This window comes from Pseudomonas sp. BJa5 (genome assembly GCF_030272875.2).
In the GTDB taxonomy this organism is placed as follows: Bacteria; Pseudomonadota; Gammaproteobacteria; order Pseudomonadales; family Pseudomonadaceae; genus Aquipseudomonas.
In genome coordinates this window covers 1-258 of sequence record NZ_JALRNG020000172.1, presented here as the reverse complement: position 1 = coordinate 258, position 258 = coordinate 1, and the positions used below count along the sequence as shown (strand labels likewise).

General features: G+C 56.2%; 1 protein-coding gene. It reads left to right on the top strand.

Annotated features, from left to right (window positions below; genetic code table 11):
• Window positions 1-258: DUF1611 domain-containing protein (locus tag M2D63_RS25895; protein ID WP_285865902.1), on the top strand; the 258-nt coding region annotated here is incomplete at both ends.

Sequence of the window (258 nt, the reverse complement as noted above, 5' to 3'; positions counted from 1 at the left end):
CCAACGCAGGGGGATATCTGCCCGAACACTGGCTGGATACGGTGAAAAGTGCCATCAAAGCCGGCATGAACGTGGCCAGCGGATTACATCATCGTCTGGTAGATGGGCCCGAGCTGGTCACGCTGGCAGAGACGTTTGGTGTTGCGCTTTTCGATTTACGTCATATGCGTCCGAAGCTGAGTGTTGGCAGCGGTAAGAAGCGTTCAGGCAAGCGGATACTCACGGTGGGGACCGACTGCTCAGTGGGCAAGATGTACA